Raw genomic sequence first — 16,029 nt, forward strand, 5'->3', positions numbered from 1 at the left:
ATTTTTTGCCGGGGTCAGGCTGGGCGTTCGCCGCGGGCCAGCCGGCCGGATCCGGCGCTCGTCAGGTCACGTGGAAGATGAAATCGCTGGCCTTGAGATTGGCGGCAATCACGTTCTTCAGCAGGAGCTGTTCGTTCTCCGTGACCGGCGGTCCGGCCGAATGACTGATCTGCTGACTCCATGTGACCAGCGTGTCGGCAGAGGTCTGCTGCTGGACGATGGTCAGATTGCCGATGGAGCTGACACCGGAGAACTGGCGCAGGTCGATCGTGTCGAGGCCTTCGATGAAATCGGTGACGGTGTGCGTGGCGTCGCCCCCGCTCGAGCCCGGCGCGAACACGAACTGGTCCTTGCCGTCACCGCCCGTCAGCGTGTCGCCGGTCGTCGTCGCGAAGATGACGTCCTTGCCGCTGGTGCCGGTCAGCGTGACGCCGTTGCTGGCGTCGCCCTCGTTGAAGATAAAGTTGACGGTGTCGTAGAGACCGGTGGTCTTGTCCGTCACCGTCACCGCGATCTGGTCGGTATCAGGCGGCGTGACGCCGCCACTGTAGGTGACACCGTCCGTGAAGGCCGTGTTGATGTCGGCGAGCGACCCCGACGTCGGCGACAGATCGACGCTGCTGCCCGGCGCATGCGCGGTGGTTGCCGTGACCGTGAAGTCATCCGTCGAAGCGCCGGAATCGGTGTCTGTGACCGAGAGATTGAAGATGGTGTCGGTGCCGAGCTCGCCGTCATGCACGACGTAGAAATGAGTGGTGTCGATCACGGGCCCGCCGACGGGGGCGGTCACGCTCGTGCCGATCGTGGCGGCCTGGTGCGAGACCGAGGCCGTGCCGTCTGCATCCATCACCGTGATATCGGTCGTCACCGGCGAGGCGGAGCTCGTGATGCCGCCAGTATAGGTGTCGTCGAGGGCGTGGACACCGAGCGGATCCGGGGTGCCGGTGAAGCCGTTGGCCGGGACGAATCGCACCAGCGTGCCGGGGTCCAGCACCAGCGCATGGGTGTCGCTGACCGAGCCGATGTCGACCCACTGGCCGGTGTCTGCGAGCTCGTATTGCCAGACGCCCTGGCTCGATGACGCCGTGTCCGACGTCACCGCGATGGCCTGAAGGCTGCCGCCGTCGTCGACGTCGGCGAACTTGCCCTGGAACAGATCGCTGAAGCTGTGCCCGGCCGGGTCGCCCTGGTTGCCGGCGACGGACGGCAGCGTCGTGTCGGCGAGCGTCGGCGCGTCGTTGGCGCCGGCGACCGTGACCGTCACCTGCGCCGTATCGCTCCCGCCGTGATGGTCGTCGAGCGTGATGGTCGAGATCACCGTCGCGGTCTGGCCCCGCGCGAGGAAATCCAGCGCGCTGTCGGCGATCGAATAGCTCCAGTCGGCGGTGCCGTTGTTCTTGCCCGACGTCAGGACCGAAAGCGCATTTTCCAACGCACTTGCCTGTCCCGAGGTCAGCGTGAGCTGGGTATGGCCGCCGGCAGCGAGCCAGGTGGCCGACCCGTCCGTGATCGTCGCCGTCGGGCGGTCGGTCAGGTCGATGTCGGTGAAAGCGATCGAGCCCGTCGCGGCCGGCGACGGGTCGAGCGTCGGAGAATTGGTGGTATCGGCGAGCTCGGAGACGTTCGCCGTCAAGGTCGCACCATCCGTGGTCAATGCCGGTGCGTCGTCGTCGGCGTGGATGGTGATCAGCGTGTGGCCGCTCTCGTCGCTGCCGGCGAAATGTGCGTCGCGATAGTCGCCGACCAGGGTCAGGCTGATGGTCGCACCATCGTCGCCGGTAACCGTCAGCACACCGCCGCTGGCGGGATCGTCGGCATTGGGGACATAGTCCGCGGTGGTGCCGAGCCCCCACTTGATCATCGTCAGGTCGATCTTGTCGTTCGCGGTCAGGTCCGCGATCGCGCCGCCGAAATGCTGCGTGTCGATCTCGAGCTCGGCGCCGTCGCCGGCGAGCGTGACCGTTTGCGATACCGCGCCCTTGACCTCGAGCGTGGCACCGGCATCGACGACGACCGCGCCCGACGTCGAGCCCGTCAGCGAGCCGAACAGCGTCAGCGTCCCGGCGTGAACCTCGATCAGGCCGGTGTCGGCATTGGTGATATCGCCCGCGATCGACGCAGCGCCCCAGCTGTCGATGCCGCCGTCATTCTCGACGCTCAGCCCGGTGCCGGAGATCGAGGCGCCGTGCAGATCGATGTCGCCGTGATTGACGATCGACGACGCATCGCCGAACACGCCGCTGCCGGCGACCGTCCAGGTGCCGCCCGCCTCGTTGTTGAACGTGGCGGAGGCGACAGAGATGTTGCCGTTGATGTGGCCGGTGTTGTTGATGGTGACGGCGCCGCCGGCCTCGACGATCGCATAGGTCGTCGAGGTCACCGTGTCCGCATCAGCGGGTCCGATGATGCCGGAATTGTCGATCACGGCCGCGTTGGCGTCGTTTTCCTGGATGGAGATTGCCGCAACACCGTCGGCGCCGACCACGTTGCCGTGATTGACGACGTGCGTCGCGCCGGCCGCGCCCGAATCGTTCTGGTCGACATCGATGCCGAACGAGGCCGTGCCGGTGATGTCACCGTTGTTCGTGATGGTGACGTCGCCGTCGCCATGGGACACGACATCGAGGCCGACGGCGCCGGTGACGCCGCCGCCGATCGTCGCCGTGATGCCGCCGGCCCCGTTGACGCCGTCGTGCAGCACGATGCCGCTGCCGGTCTGGCCCGTGATATCGCCGACCGTCGTGAGCGAGATATCGCCGATGCCGTCCTGGGTGACGACGATGCCGTTGTCGTGACCGGCCAGCGTGCCGGTCGGTGTCAGCACGATGTTGCCACCGCCGCCATCGCTCGTCCCGCCCGAGGCCGTGAAGTCGAGCGCGTCGCCCAGCGATGTCGAGATATCGGCCGTTCCGGTGATCGTGAAGGTGCCGTCCTGCGACGAGGTACCCGCGATCGTGCCGGTGAAGCTCTGGCCGGCCACCTTGTCGAGCTGAAGCGTGCTGGTGCCGCCGGCAAAGCTGATGGCCTGCGCGTCAGCGCCGGCCAGCTCGAGCGTCGCCTCGTCGTCGATGATGATCTGCTTGCCGGCGCCGGTGAGGCCGCCGGACAGGTTCAGCGTGCCGCCCTGAACCTCGATGACACCGGTGTTGGTGACGCCGCCTGTCACCGTGTCGAGACCGGCGCTGTAGAGATTGCCGGCGTTGGTAAGGCTGCCGCCGTTGATCGAGACGTCGGTCAGAAAGAGCTTCGACGTGCCGTCAACCGAGATCGTGCCGTCGGCATTGCCGATCGTGGCAGTCGTCAGATTCAGCGTGCCGCCGGTCACCGCTTCGATCAGGCCGTGATTGGTGATGGCGTGCAGCGTTCCAGGGTCGATCGTCAGCGTGCCGCTGGTGACGGAGATCGTTCCGGTCGTGGCTACGGTGGTGTCGGCGCTGTCGATGGCGCTGGTGCCGGTCGTTTCAAGCGTGCCCGTGATCGCCAGCGTGCCGCCGGTCAGGGTGGCGCCGGCAAACGTCAGCGTCTCGTCGGCTTCGACCTCGACGGTGCCGCCATTGTCGATGGCGCCTGTCGACACCGTCGCATCGCCGAATGTCAGCGTGGCGTCGCTTTCGACCGTCACGGCGCTCGCGCTCAGCGTCGCGCCGCCGTCGATCCGGCTGGCGCCGGTGACGTCGATGCTGCCGTCGCCCTCGACGGCGCCGCCGCTGATCGTGACGCCGTTCAGGGTCAGCGTGTCGTTCGCCCAGATCTCGATCGTGCCGCCGACGTTGTCGACGATTTCGTTGGCGAACTCCGCCGCACCCTTGACGTTGACCGCACCGGAATTGTTCAGCGTGCCGTTCTCGATCAGGCTGGTGCCGTCGAGCTCCAGCGTGCCGAGAATGGTGAGGGTGCCGCCGTCGACCGTCACGGTGTCCGCAACCAGCGTCGCAACGGAATCGACCTGCACGCCACCGCCATCATTGGCGATGCTGGTGTTCAGCGCCAGCGTGCCGCCGGAAAGTTCGATCGTGCCGGAATTGGCGATGGTGGTCAGGGAGGCGATCTTGCCGCCTGCGGCCAGCGTGAGCGTGCCCGCATTGGCAATCGCCGCGGTGTTGACGACGACATCGCCGTTCTTCCGGGTGATCGTCTCGACATCGATCGCGCCGCCGACGAAGACGGTGCCGTGCGCAGCATTGGTCAACTTCGCGTCGGCATTGAGCGTGAGCGTGCCCGCGAGCGTGAGCGTGCTGTGGTTGATCACCTCCGGCGCGGTGTGGTCGGCCGTCGTGTCGTAATCATCCATCGTCAGCGACTTGCCGAACGCCGGGAGGTCGATCGTGACGGGATAGGAGGGCGTCAGCCCATGCAGCTGATCGGTGATGACGATGACGTCGTCATTGATCGTCGGAACGGTGCCGGTTTCCCAGTTGGCACCGTCCTTCCAGAAACCGCCCGAGGGCGCGTTCGTCGCGATCCACACCACGGCAGGAGCGTCGGTGCCGGTGATCGTGACCGTGATGGTCTGGTTCGAGGTCGCGCCCTGCGAATCCGTGACCGTCACCGTGTAGGTCAGCGTCAGCACTTCATCCTGCGGAATGAAGTCCGCGAGGTAGACCGGAATGTCCTTCAGCGACCAGGTGACCGTCCCCGTGCCGGTTCCGGTACTGTCATCGCCGGATCCGATCGAGACCAGCAAGGCACCCGCGAGGAAGTCGGAGATGGCCGTGGGAACAGTGCCACCGGGCAGGACCGCACTGAAATCCGACACCGACACCGTATGCGCGTCGGTGAGGTCGACATCGTTGAAAGTCAGCGTGCCCGACGTCGGCACGTCGCTGGTGAGCGGCCCGCCGGGGACGCTGGTGCCGCCCGCGAACGTGATGGTCGGGACGCTGGTGGCGATCACGGGCTTGTCGTTGGTGCCGGTGATCGTGATGGTGATCGGGATGGTCTTGGCTTCGGGCTGGACCGCGAAATTGTTGTTGACGCTGACATTGTAGGTCAGCGTCAGCGTTTCGCCGGCCGCCAGAAAGTCGAAGACGTGGTCGGGGACCGTGTAGGTCAGGACCGCCGAACCGTTGTTGTTGTTGCCGCCGTCGGCGGCGACGGCGATCTGGACCTGCGTCGCCGCGATGTCCTGCTTCTGCAGAGCAGTGAGCGAGGCGGTGACGTCGTGATCACCGGCGTCCTTATAGGTGTAGTTTGATGCGTCGAGGCTCACCGACACCGTTGGCCGGTCGCCCAGGTTTTGGTCGACGAACGTGACCCGGATGGTGATCGTGTCGGAAGGCACGGGCGCGCCGGTCGCGTCTGCGCGGTCGCCGGTCGCCGCGGCGTGCTCGGTCGTGGCGAACGCCGTCGTGACATTACCGTTGGCATCGAGGGTGCGCGCGTCGGGCGGTCCAGGAAAACGATCGGCCCCCTTGTCCGTCCCGCCCTGCCCGGGGCCGGTGCCATTGTTGACGGTATTGGTGAAGGTCGCGGTCGCGGTCGCACCAGTGTCCGTCTTGATGATGACGATGTTGCCGTTCTGCGTGATGGTGTCGGTGAAGTTCGTGGTGAGCTTGGTGTTGGTGTTGTTGTCCGTGAACTTCAGCGTGAACACGTCCGTGATCAGCTTCTGCACATCGGGCGACAGCAGCGCATTGGTGACCGAGACGTTGCCGCCGCTGATCTGGATCATCTGGCCGGCCTGATTGACCGTCGCGATCGGCAGCAGCGTCAGCTTGTCGAACAGGATGTAGGAGCCGGTGGTGCCGTTCGGCTCGACCAGCACCTGGAAATTCGCCTGCGGCTGCGGATCACCGCCGCCCGGGGGAACGACGAAGTTGATCTCCGTCAGCACCGCGGTGCCGCGGATGCCCATGGTGGCGACCGGCGTGTCGATCTTCATGTCGCCGTGCTTGGCGGTGTCGCCGGCGACGAAGGTGATGGTGCCCGCGACCAGGCTGAGCAGCGAGGAATTGTTCGACCCGTTGGGGTCGTAGACCATCTCGTTCAGCACCATCCGCGCGTTGGAGGACAGGCCGAACACGGTGCCGTCGATGAAGGTGATGCCGAGCGTCGAGTCCGAACCGGTCGAAACCACGTCGCCCTTTTCGACATTGTCGCCGTTGTTCAGGATGACCGAGACGCCGTTGCGGATCGCGGTCGCGCTGCCGGTGAGCTTGGTGACGTGGCCGATCACCTGCGCCGTGGCGGCGCCGGGCGCGGCCTGCGCGACCTGAACGTAGCCCGTGAGCGCGCTGACGATGTCGCCGGTGAGATGGGCGCCGTCGGGCGAGGCGATCGCCGCGCGCTTGTCGCCCCTGAAATAATCGTGAACGACGAAGTCATGGCCGTCACGGGACAGCACGAGATCGACACCGGTGCGCTTGAACTCGCCGTGGAAGATCAGATTGGGATCGGCAATGACGATCGCGCCGTCAGGCACGTGGCCATGCGCCTTGGCGGTAAAGGAATCGACATGGTCGGAGGCGGGCGTGCGAAAACCCTGGCCATCCAAAGAGAGCGCGGCGTCAAATTTGCCAGCGTAGTTCAACCGGGCACCGAAAAAGGGTTAATATTTAAGAAAGTATCCACCGCCTAAGCTTGCATATCATTACCAAGTCATTAGCGAAACCATCTATTGCTTGTGTGATTCAGCGTGACTCGGCGCGCAACGACTATGCTCAGGACGACATCGATGGAGAAGCTGAAGTCATCCCCACGATCTTGATATGTATAGTTTTGTCTATTTGCGCATGCTCTTCTGGTCCCCATGTATTCAGAAGTAATCATCCAGCAGCAGATACTCGTGTCATCTCTTCTTCGTGGTGCCCCGCAACATCCTGCGGCAAATACGGAGCCAAATCTGTGACCCAACTAACAAAACCCGTAAAATAGCGGGTCGTTAGCCATAGGCGCATAATCGCCCGGCCTGCAACCTCCGCATGCAATCGATTCGATTTCGCGGCAGCCGGGCCTCTCCCCGCCCCGATTCGTAAAACTTTACGCAATTTGGGCAGGCCCGGTTGAGCCTGCCCCGCGGTTTCGGCACCCTGCCTCGGCGCGTTAAGCAGAACAAAACGGCCCGTCTCGCACTATCTCCGCGAAAGCAACAAGCCCGGCACGTGCAGGTCGAAGGGGACCCGGCGAAGCTGGAAGGGGATGTCAGATGGAGACCGCTGCTCGCTCGCGCGCCTGGCGCGCTATCCTTGTCCTGTGCGGATTGTTCCTGTTCGGATCCGCCGCCGATCTTCGTGCCGGCACCTTGCTGTCGCCGGGTGCGGGCGTGCTCGTGCGCAAATCGGCCGAGCCGTTCGGCGTGTTCGCCTTCGCCATTTCCACCGGCGGCCTGCGTCGGAAATGGCTCGCATTGAAGGACCAGTTCGACGACGACATGGTGCAGCTCGCGCTGTGCGACGGCGACCGCGACCACTGCGCCTCGCCCGCGGCGCTGAAGCTGCTCGCCATCGTCGACCAGGCCCGCACGCGCGACGGCCGCGCGCGGCTCGGCGAGACCAACCGGGCCATCAACCTCGGCATCCGCGCCGCCGATGACGGCGCCGACGACGTCTGGAGCTCGCCGCTCGCGACCTTCGCGCGCGGCGCCGGCGACTGCGAAGACTATGCCATCGCCAAGCTCGCCGCGCTGCGGCTTGCCGGCGTCGCCGCGGAAGACCTCCGCCTCGTCGTGGTGCGCGACGTCAGGGTCGGCGAAGACCATGCGGTCGTCGCGGCAAAGCTCGACGGTCACTGGCTGATGCTGGACAACCGCCGCATGGCGATGGTCGAGGACGACGACGCACGCACCTACCAGCCGCTGTTCGTGCTCTACCAGTCGGCCGTGCTGAAATATGCCGTCGAGCCCGTGCGGTTCTCGATGATCGCCCCCGCGGCGCATTGATCTCGCCGTAACCCTACAAACCCATTTCGCCGCGCGATCCGAGACGCTAGCATGGCCACGGCAATGCTGGGGACATCCGGAATGCGGTCGATCGTGGTGACTGTGCTTGCGCTGCTGGCCTGGCCCGCGGCGCCAGGCTTCGCTCAGTCCGGCACATCCGCTCCCGCCATCGCCGACAGGCTGCCGCTGTTCGCCAGGAACGACTGCCAGCAGATTCGCGATCCCGGCAACCAATTGTTCTGCGGTGACGCCGAGCTGTCCGCGGCCGCCGAGAAGCTGTCTGCGGCCATCGAGGCGCGGCTCGCCCGCCTGCCCGATCGCCTGCCCGCGATCGAGGAGAACGCGATCTGGAATCGCCAGCGCAATCTCGGCTGCGGCATCGTCGGCCAGGCCGCGATCCGCGATGACGATTTCGACCGGGTGAAGGCCTGCCTGCTCAAGGTGACGAAGGACCGCGCCGCGATCGTGCGCGATCCCGATTTCGACTGTCTCGCGGCCAACACGGCGGCCGGCGCGCTGATCTGCGCGGACCCGTCCCTGGCGCTGACCGAGACCGAGCTCAACAGCCAGGTGCTCGGCCTGATCGGCAAGCTCGACCCAACCGCCGCACGCTTTGCCTTCGCCGAATACGGCCGCTGGACGCGCGAGCGCGATCGCAAGTGCAATCTGGTCGGCAAGGAGAACGTGCCGCTCGAGGAGCTCGGCTCCGCGGAAGACTGCCTCGCCGAATATCTGAAGCAAAAGACCGACGAGATCGCGGCCGCCAAGGGCGATCCGAAGCAGGTGTTCGGCCGCCAGGTCGCAGCCCGGGAGCCCGACACCGACGCCGTCGACTTCTGCGCCGCGCGCATTCACGCGGCCAATTCGTGCGGCAATTTCCTGCGCATCAACCGCGTCTACGCGCTCGACAGCAAGGTGACCGATCAGGAGGCGCAGGTCACCGGCGAGATCGAGATGGTGGTGCTGGCACCGTTCACCACCTGCAGCAAGGTCGCCTCGACCTGTACCGGCACCTGCTGGGACGCCGGCACCGGCCGGCCGCAGCCGGCCGCGACCGGCAAGGAGCGCTCCGCGGCAGCCTTCAACGTCACGCGCCGGCTGAGGATCCAGCGCATCTTTGCCTTCGTCAAAGCCGCCGACGGCTGGCGCTGCCGCGAGGACGAGCTGGCGCCGGTGAATTCGGGGACGGCGGGCGGGGGTTCGTAGACGACCCTGTCTCCCTCTCCCCGTTCTTGCGGGGAGAGAGTTGTGGCGAGGCTGCTTCCTCCCCCCGCAAGCGAGGAGAGGCGCACATCAAAACATCAGATTGTCCTTCACCAGCACCCAGCGGCCGCCCTTGACCTGCTGCACCTGGGTGATGGTGTTGGCAAGGTGGTCGGTCTTGGAGAACTTGGTCGGCGGCGAGTTGAAGATGTCGAGGAACTTGTCGCCCGACTCCAGCGAATCGAGCATCTTCTGCCCGGTCAGATCCTTGCCGGCCTTGTCCGCGTAGAACGCAAACGTCATCACCGCGTTGTAGCCGATGATCGCCTGCGTGTTCGCATCGGTGTTGAACATCTTCTTGTAGTTGATCAGCCAGTCGTGGACCTTGCCCTTGGCGGTGTCTTCGTAGGGGATCTCGAAGCCCGAGGCCGCATAGAGCCCTTCGACCGCCTCCTTGCCGAGCATCGGCACCTCCAGCACGTTGGTGGGCGTGGCACCGAGGAAGGTCACGTCCCAGCCGAGCTTCCTGGCCTCAGTCATCGCGCCGATGGTCTCGCGGATGATGGTGCCGAGCACGACGAGATCGCAGCCGTCGGACTTCATCTTGGCGATCTGCGCACTGAAGTCGGAGGCGCCGCGCTTGAAGCTCGTGATCGCGGCCGGTTGCACCTTCATCGCGGCGAGCTGCTGGTTGAAGCCGTCGAGCACGTTCTTCCCGTACTCGTCGTCCTGGTGCATGATGCAGGGCTTCTTGAAGTTCTTCCACTCCATCATGTATTTCAGCGCGGCGCGCGTGCTCTCGACGTAAGGCAGCAGATTGTTGAACTTCAGCCGCTCCTGCGGCTTGGCGGGATCGAACTTGAAGGTGAACTCGGCCGCGGTCAGCGGGAAGAGCTGGAGCACGCCGGCGTCGAACAGGATGTCCTGCGCGGCGAGCACGGTCGGCGAGCCCATCGGGCCGATCATGGCGAAGATCTTGTCGCGCTCGACCATCTTCTGCGAGGCCAGCACCGCCTTCTTCGGATCGTAGCCGTTGTCCTCGAGGATCATCCTGATCTTGCGGCCGTGGATGCCGCCAGCCGCGTTGATCTCCTCGACCGCCATCTTCATGCCGTTGGACACGGGCACGCCCCAGACCTTGATCGGACCCGACAGATCCTGATGGGTGCCGATCACGATCTCGCTGGCCGAGATGCCTTCATTGGTGACCTTGGTTTGCGCTGCGGCCGGCAGACAGGTGAGCGCCACCACGCCCACAGCAAGGCCGAACGCTTTCAACGATTTCGACATTGACGTCTCCTCTCCTTGGGGCCCGTATGACGCGAAGGGCGGGGCCATCACCGCTTCGCCTTCTTGTTTGCACGCGCGTGCGCGCGCTAAGCCACCGCGCGCTCGCGATACATCGCGTCGATCTCGGCGGCATAGCGCTTGTTCACGAAGCCGCGCTTCAGCTTCATGGTCGGCGTCAGCTCCTCGTCCTCCGGGGTGAGCTGGCGTTCGATCAGGTAGAATTTCTTGACGGTCTCGACGCGGGCGAAATTCGCGTTGACGCCTTCGATCTCGCGCCAGATCAGGTCCTGGATTTCGCTGGCCCGGCACAGGCTGGCGTAGTTGGTGAAGGGGATGTCGTGGTCCTGGGCGAATTTCTCGACGTTCTCCTGGTCGATCATCACGAGGCAGGTGAGATACGGCCGCTTGTCGCCGATCACGACGGCGTCCGAAATGTAGGGCGAGAATTTCAGCTGGTTCTCGATCTCCGACGGCGTGATGTTCTTGCCGCCCGAGGTGATGATGATGTCCTTCATCCGGTCGGTGATGCGGACGAAGCCTTCGTTGTCGATGGTGCCGACGTCACCGGTGTGCAGCCAGCCTCTGGTATCGATGGTCTCCGCCGTTTTCTCCGGCTGGTTCAGATAGCCCATGAACAGGAAGTCGCCCTTGATCAGGATCTCGCCGTCGGGCGACAGCGCGACCTCTCCCCAGGGCACCGCCGTACCGACCGAGCCGAGCTTGACGCGCTTTCCCGGCATCATGGTCGCAACCCCGCAATTCTCGGTCTGGCCGTAGACCTCGTGCATGTCGATGCCGAGCGCGAGGTACCAGCGGATCAGGTCCGGCGCGATCGGTGCCGCGCCGGTGAAGGCGATGCGGCAGCGATCGAGCCCGATCATGCGGCGGATGTTGCGGAAGGCCAGCCGGTACGCGACGCCGTTGGCGATGCGCAGGCCCAGCGGCGGCGCCTTGCCTTCGATCCGGCAGTCGACCATGCGATAACCGATCGCGATGGCGCGGCGATAGACCCATTGCTGGAGCGGCGTCGCGTCCTTCAGCGCGATCGTGATGGCCGAATAGAATTTCTCCCAGATCCGCGGCACCGCGAGGAACACGGTCGGCTGTACCTCGCGCAGATTGTCCGGCACGGTCTCGGGGCTCTCGGCAAAGTTCATGACCGAGCCGAGCGCGACCGAGATGTAGTAGCCGCCGACGCGCTCGGCGACGTGGCAGAGCGGCAGGAAGATCAACCGGTCTTCGTCCTCGCGCGCAGGGATGAAGTCGTTGGCATGCCGCATCTGGTGCGTGACGCTGCGGTTGGCGTGCATCGCGCCCTTGGGCGGACCTGTCGTGCCCGAGGTGTAGACGAGCACGGCGAGATCGCTCGCGCTGCGGCTGTCGACCATCTCCTGCCAGAGCGCTTCGCGGCCGACCATGTGGTTGCGGCCGAGCGCGCGGAACTCCTCGAACGACATCACCATGTCGTCCGAGAAGCCGCTGAGGCCCTCCATGTCGAACACGACGATCCGCTGCAGGCTGGGACAGCGGGCGCGGCAGGCGAGGATCTTGTCGAGTTGCTCTTCGTCCTCGGCGAAGATCACCCGCGTCGTGGAATCGTTGATGAGGTATTCGACCTGGGCCGATGCGTCGGTCGGGTAGATGCCGGAGGAGACGCCGCCGGCGCAGAGGATACCCATGTCGGCGTAGATCCATTCCGGGACCGCATTGGCGATGATGGAAGCGACGTCGCCCGGCATGAAGTTGATGGCGCGAAGGCCGTAGGCGATTTCCCTGGAGATCTGCAGCCATTCGCGCCAGCTCGTCGGCTGCCAGATGCCGAATTTCTTCTCGCGGATCGCTGGCCTGTCGCCGCGCACTTCTGCCGCGCGCAAAAAGCTCTTTGCGATCGTATCAGCGACCGTCAGCACCGCCGGTCGGGCCATGCGTCTCTCCTCGTTGCCGCTTCAGCGCTTCATCGACGTCTTTCACCGCCAAGTTTCACCGCAAAGTCTTTCATCGCCAGGTCTTTTTCTTCTTCCAGCGCCGTTCGCCTCGCGCGCCGGCTTCCTTGGCGCCAAGGTAGAATTCCTGGATGTCCTGGGAATGCATCAAGCGGTCGCAGCTGTCGTTCATCACGACGCGCCCGATCTCCAGCACATAGCCATAATGCGCGGTCTCCAGCGCCACGCGTGCATTCTGCTCGACCAGCAGGATCGACATGCCCTGCTCCTCGTTGACGCGGCGGATGATGGTGAAGATCTCCTTCACCAGGATCGGCGACAGGCCGAGCGAGGGCTCGTCGAGCAGCAGCAGCGTCGGACGGTTCATCAGCGCGCGCCCGATCGCGAGCATCTGCTGCTCGCCGCCGGAGAGCTGGCCAGCCGGCTGGTTGATGCGCTCCTTCAGTCGCGGGAAATAGCCATAGACCCGCTCCAGATCGTCCGCCACGCCGTCGCGGTCGCTGCGCGGATAGGCGCCCATCATCAGGTTCTCGCGCACCGAGAGGAACGGGAACACCTCGCGTCCTTCGGGGACATGGCTGAGGCCGAGCCGCACGATGCGATCGGCTTCCATCCGCTGGATCGGCTTGCCCATGAACTCGATCGAGCCCTTCTGCGGGTCGAGAATGCCGGAGATGGTCTTGAGCACCGTGGTCTTGCCGGCGCCGTTGGCGCCCAGCAGCGTGACGATACGGCCGCGCGGCACCTCCAGCGAGATGCCGCGGATCGCCATGATCGGCCCGTAGTAGCTCTCGATGTTGGAGAGCTTCAGGATGATGTCGGGCGCAACGGTCGCATCCATCGCATCACGCTCCCAGATACGCAGCGACGACGTCGGGGTGCTGCTGGACTTCGGTGGGCGAGCCCATCGCCAGCACGCGGCCGTAGTTCAGCGCGATCACCCGATCGGAGACGCGGTTGACCAACGACATGTCGTGCTCGACCATCAGCACGGTGACGCCGAGCTCGCTCTTCATGTCGCGGATCCAGAACGACATGTCGTCGGTCTCCTCGACATTGAGGCCGGAGGACGGCTCGTCGAGCAGAATCAGCTTCGGCTCCGTGCACAACGCGCGCGCAAGCTCGATCACCTTGCGGACACCGTAAGGCAGGCCCGAGATCAGCTTGTCGCGATAGGCCTCGAGGTCGAGGAACTCGATCACCTGCTCGACCCGGCGGCGGTGCACCTTCTCATTGGCGCGCACGCTCGGCAGGAATAGCAATTCCTGCCAGAGCTGCGTGGAGGAATGGCGGTGGCGTCCGACCAGGAGGTTCGACAGCACGGTCGCATTCTCGAACAGCTCGATGTTCTGGAAGGTGCGGGCGATGCCGAGCTTGGCGATGTCGTAGGGCGGCTGTTCGGTGATGTCCTGGTCCTCGAAGAAGATGCGGCCCGAGGTCGGCCGGTAGATGCGCGAGATCAGGTTGAAGATAGAGCTCTTGCCGGCGCCGTTGGGCCCGATGATCGAGAGGATCTCGCCCCTCTCGACCGCGAAGGACACTGCGTCGACGGCCTTCAGGCCCCCGAAATGCAGCGACAGGTTTTCGGCGCGGAAATAGCTCATCGGTTCCGCTCCGACTTCACGTAGATCTTCTGCCGCTTGAAGGTCGAGCGCTTGTAGAGCGGGAACAGCTGGAAGAAGAGTTTGATCTTGAGCCAGCGGCCGTAGAGCCCGAGCGGTTCGAACAGCACGAACAGCACGATGATGATGCCGTAGATCGCACCCTTCAGCCCGTTGAGCGAGGCGAAGGCCGCGGCCTTCGACTGGATATTCTCCGCCGCGGCCGTGCCCGCTCCAAAGGTCGCGGCGATGCCGGCGATGATTCCGGGCATGTCGTCCTTGAGGTATGTCAGGAACGGATCGATCATCACGATGAAGATCGCGCCCAGCACCGCGCCGTGCAGGCTGAATGTGCCGCCGATCAGGATCACGATGATGAACTCGATCGAGAGCTGGAGCGTGAACATCTCCGGCGAGATGAAGGAGAGCTTGTGCGCGAACAGCACGCCGGCAAAGCCGGTGATCGCCGCCGAGATCGCGAAGGATTTCACCTTGTAGAGCGCGACGTTGACGCCCATGCTGCGTGCAGCGGTCTCGGAGTCCCGGATGGCAACGAAGGCCCGCCCCGTCGGCGAACGCAACAGGTTGAGCGTGCCGACGATGGTCAGCACCAGCACCGCCAGGCAGACGAAATAGAAGGTGGGGCTGTCGCGCGAGACCGTCACGCCGAGCAGCGTCAGCGCCTTGACCCGCATGCCCTCGTTGCCGTTGGTGACGCTCTCCCAGCGCGCCAGGATCTCCTCGACGATGAAAGCGAAGGAGATGGTGGCGATGACGAGATAGATGCCCTGGAGCCGCAGCGCGGGAAAGCCGACCAGCGCGCCGATGCAGCCGGTCAGGACGCCTGCGGCGAGGAAGTAGACCGGAAACGGTACGTTGTACTTCTGCAGGTAGGCCGCCGTGTAGGCACCGATCGCGAGGAACGCGGCGTGCCCGAGCGAAGCCTGTCCGGTAAAGCCCGTCAAAATCAACAGCGCCACGCCCACGGTCGCGTAGATGCAGACGAAGACGAGCTGGCTCATCAGATAGCTGGAAAGCACGTAGGGCGCGATCAGCAGCACCGCGAGCAGCAGGCCGTAGGAGACGACATAGCCCGAATGCGGAAACAGCCTGATGTCGTCCTCATAGTCGGTCTTGAACAGGAAGCGCATGCGTTCAGACCTTCTTGCGGGCATGAAGGCCGAACAGGCCTTCGGGCTTGAGCAACAGCACGGCCAGCAGCACGACGTAGGGCGCGACGTCCTTCCATCCCTCCGGCAGATAGAACCCGGCCATGCTCTCGATCACGCCGATCAGGACGCCACCGACGACCGCGCCGGGGATCGAGCCGAAGCCGCCGAGCACTGCGGCCGGAAATGCCTTGAGCCCGAGCACGAGCCCGACGTTGGAATGGATGAAGGTTATCGGCGCCAGCAGCACGCCGGCGCAGGTCGCAACCGCCGCGCTGATCGCCCAGACGATCGACACGACGCGCTTGACCGGGATGCCCATGTAGTAGGCTGCCAGCATGTTCTCGGAGCTGGCGCGCATCGCGGTGCCGAGCGTGGTCTTGTTGAAGAACAGCCAGAGCAGCGTGCAGAGGATGATCGTTGCCGCGATCACCGACAGCTTGTCATGCGCGAGCACCAGCGAGCCGATGCGCAGCACGCCCTGGCTGAACGGCGTCTCGATCTTGAAATCGTCGGTGCCCCAGATCATGCCGGCGACCGAGCGCAGGAAATAGCCGAGGCCGATGGTGGCCATGATGATGGAGAATTGCGGATAGCCGAGGATCGGCCGCACCACGATCCGCTCCGCGAGCATGCCGAACAGCGCCATCGCCGCCACGGCGCCGGCGAAGCCGACCCAGTAGTTCAGGCCCATCATGCCGATGAAGGTGAAGGCGAAGAAGCCGCCCAGCATCATCAGATCGCCCTGGGCGAAGTTGACGACCTCGGTGGCCTTGTAGACGAGCACGAAGCCGAGCGCGATCAGGCCGTAGACGCAGCCGAGCGCAATGCCGCTGACCAGCTGCTGAACGAAATCCAGCATCGCCGCGCATCCTCCCGACGCGACCGGCGGTTCTTTGACCGCCTTGCCGCATCTTGTGTCCAGTCGCTACGCAGTCGTTCTGCCG

Annotated in this window: 9 protein-coding genes; 2 read left to right on the top strand and 7 right to left on the bottom strand. The window is 64.8% G+C overall.

Annotated elements, in window-relative coordinates; translation table 11 throughout:
* Window positions 1-61 precede the first annotated feature (61 nt).
* The gene (locus XH90_RS32355) at window positions 62-6,529 is read right to left on the bottom strand and encodes a FecR domain-containing protein (RefSeq protein WP_194478276.1); all 6,468 of its coding nucleotides are present in this window, start codon (window positions 6,527-6,529) and stop codon (window positions 62-64) included.
* A 615-nt stretch (window positions 6,530-7,144) separates the two neighbouring features.
* On the opposite strand from XH90_RS32355, the gene XH90_RS32360 reads away from it, so the two are divergent.
* Window positions 7,145-7,876 (top strand): transglutaminase-like cysteine peptidase, encoded by a 732-nt coding sequence (locus XH90_RS32360; protein WP_194478277.1) that lies wholly within the window; start codon window positions 7,145-7,147, stop codon window positions 7,874-7,876.
* Between the two features lie 81 nt (window positions 7,877-7,957).
* Entirely contained in the window at window positions 7,958-9,082 is a 1,125-nt protein-coding gene (locus XH90_RS32365; RefSeq protein ID WP_194478278.1) for a lysozyme inhibitor LprI family protein, read from the top strand.
* Between the two features lie 87 nt (window positions 9,083-9,169).
* Here the strand turns inward: XH90_RS32365 and XH90_RS32370 are convergent, their stop codons facing one another.
* The 6 genes from XH90_RS32370 to XH90_RS32395 form a co-directional block, all read right to left on the bottom strand.
* Window positions 9,170-10,369 (bottom strand): ABC transporter substrate-binding protein, encoded by a 1,200-nt coding sequence (locus tag XH90_RS32370; protein ID WP_194478279.1) that lies wholly within the window; start codon window positions 10,367-10,369, stop codon window positions 9,170-9,172.
* 86 nt (window positions 10,370-10,455) lie between these two features.
* On the bottom strand, window positions 10,456-12,294 hold the full coding sequence (locus XH90_RS32375; RefSeq protein ID WP_194478280.1) for a long-chain fatty acid--CoA ligase: 1,839 nt from the start codon (window positions 12,292-12,294) through the stop codon (window positions 10,456-10,458).
* Window positions 12,295-12,364: 70 nt separating this feature from the next.
* Window positions 12,365-13,153: an ABC transporter ATP-binding protein gene (locus XH90_RS32380; protein ID WP_194478281.1), complete on the bottom strand. Its 789-nt coding sequence runs from the start codon at window positions 13,151-13,153 to the stop codon at window positions 12,365-12,367.
* Window positions 13,154-13,157: 4 nt separating this feature from the next.
* Complete coding sequence (locus XH90_RS32385; protein WP_194478282.1) at window positions 13,158-13,916, bottom strand: ABC transporter ATP-binding protein; 759 nt, start codon at window positions 13,914-13,916, stop codon at window positions 13,158-13,160.
* A complete protein-coding gene (locus tag XH90_RS32390) occupies window positions 13,913-15,064 on the bottom strand; it encodes a branched-chain amino acid ABC transporter permease (RefSeq protein ID WP_194478283.1) in 1,152 nt (383 codons plus the stop codon). The genes XH90_RS32385 and XH90_RS32390 overlap by 4 nt, the downstream gene beginning before the upstream one ends.
* A 4-nt stretch (window positions 15,065-15,068) precedes the next feature.
* The gene (locus XH90_RS32395; RefSeq protein WP_194478284.1) at window positions 15,069-15,944 is read right to left on the bottom strand and encodes a branched-chain amino acid ABC transporter permease; all 876 of its coding nucleotides are present in this window, start codon (window positions 15,942-15,944) and stop codon (window positions 15,069-15,071) included.
* Between the last annotated feature and the right edge of the window lie 85 nt (window positions 15,945-16,029).

The sequence above is a fragment of the Bradyrhizobium sp. CCBAU 53338 genome, assembly GCF_015291665.1.
In the GTDB taxonomy this organism is placed as follows: Bacteria; Pseudomonadota; Alphaproteobacteria; order Rhizobiales; family Xanthobacteraceae; genus Bradyrhizobium.

What these genes read in the sequence shown, in the direction of transcription:
- XH90_RS32360 (WP_194478277.1), top strand. Translation starts at nt 7,145, where the DNA reads ATGGAGACCGCTGCTCGCTCGCGCGCCTGGCGCGCTATCCTTGTCCTG.
- XH90_RS32365 (WP_194478278.1), top strand. Translation starts at nt 7,958, where the DNA reads ATGCGGTCGATCGTGGTGACTGTGCTTGCGCTGCTGGCCTGGCCCGCG.
- XH90_RS32370 (WP_194478279.1), bottom strand. Translation starts at nt 10,369, where the DNA reads ATGTCGAAATCGTTGAAAGCGTTCGGCCTTGCTGTGGGCGTGGTGGCG.
- XH90_RS32375 (WP_194478280.1), bottom strand. Translation starts at nt 12,294, where the DNA reads ATGGCCCGACCGGCGGTGCTGACGGTCGCTGATACGATCGCAAAGAGC.
- XH90_RS32380 (WP_194478281.1), bottom strand. Translation starts at nt 13,153, where the DNA reads ATGGATGCGACCGTTGCGCCCGACATCATCCTGAAGCTCTCCAACATC.
- XH90_RS32385 (WP_194478282.1), bottom strand. Translation starts at nt 13,916, where the DNA reads ATGAGCTATTTCCGCGCCGAAAACCTGTCGCTGCATTTCGGGGGCCTG.
- XH90_RS32390 (WP_194478283.1), bottom strand. Translation starts at nt 15,064, where the DNA reads ATGCGCTTCCTGTTCAAGACCGACTATGAGGACGACATCAGGCTGTTT.
- XH90_RS32395 (WP_194478284.1), bottom strand. Translation starts at nt 15,944, where the DNA reads ATGCTGGATTTCGTTCAGCAGCTGGTCAGCGGCATTGCGCTCGGCTGC.